This is a genomic window from uncultured Algibacter sp. (assembly GCF_947487575.1).
Classification (GTDB): Bacteria; Bacteroidota; Bacteroidia; order Flavobacteriales; family Flavobacteriaceae; genus Algibacter_B.
In genome coordinates this window covers 1-926 of the sequence record NZ_CANKXG010000024.1, presented here as the reverse complement: position 1 = coordinate 926, position 926 = coordinate 1, and the positions used below count along the sequence as shown (strand labels likewise).

The following is a 926-nucleotide window of genomic DNA, read 5'->3' as shown; positions in this document are numbered from 1 at the left end:
CAACGTTCTAGTGTATGATTTCGTTGCGTGTTTAAGCATTAAATTTAGCAAATAAATCACAGATAGAAAGTCCGCGAGGACTTTCGTAAGTAGGCTATAACTAGCTATTAATTATACACGTTGTTGTGCTTTCGTTATTTTTTGTCATAATTCTCTATTGCCAATAATAATTCATTTCCATTAGTTATTTGCTCTTTATAGAAGTTTGTCAAGTCAGCAGTAAATAAGAAACCTCTATATAAAAGTGACAATACAATATCATTCCCTTTATGATTACAAAGTTCATCTGTATAATTTCCTATAACTTCATTAAGTTTTTGATTTGGTCTTTTTTCAAGTTCAATCCATTCTGAAAAGAAGCCACTTTTGTGTAATTCTAAATCTAAATCATTTGCCCAAACTTGTAGGCTTGATTCTTCAAATATCACTTTATCTACTGCATTATAATAGTTATAAATCAGTTCTTCCACTTTCGGATTGTCAAGATGCTGTAAATATCCAGAATTCTTTAGGGATTCAAATCCACTGCGATTAAAATTCAAAGGTTGTTCTATTATCATCACAAATACAGCACTGGTAATTTTTCGTTGGTCACTCCAATCTTTTTTAGAAATCAATTCGGTAGCCTCCGCACATAATAATGATTGTTGCGTCCTTGTCTCTATCATAATTTCCGCAACTTTAATATCGCTTTTTACATTGATTGCTATTTTTTCCAAGTAATTCTTGAGGGCTTTTTTTTCGTTTTTGACTTGATTTTGATTATTCACTTGAAGAGCAATCAATATTCCAATAACAACCAGTATTATTTCTCCTATTGCGTAAATCAGATACTTACTGAACTTATTTTCAGAGAGCAATTTTTTTCTAATTTTTCTAAAGAATTTTATCATTGGTTAACGGTTTGTCATAATGAAGCACAACGT

Annotated in this window: 1 protein-coding gene; it reads right to left on the bottom strand. The window is 30.7% G+C overall.

The window, feature by feature from the left end; translation table 11 throughout:
• Positions 1–134 precede the first annotated feature (134 nt).
• Positions 135–893: a hypothetical protein gene (locus Q0870_RS15345; RefSeq protein WP_298556774.1), complete on the bottom strand. Its 759-nt coding sequence runs from the start codon at positions 891–893 to the stop codon at positions 135–137.
• Positions 894–926 lie beyond the last annotated feature (33 nt).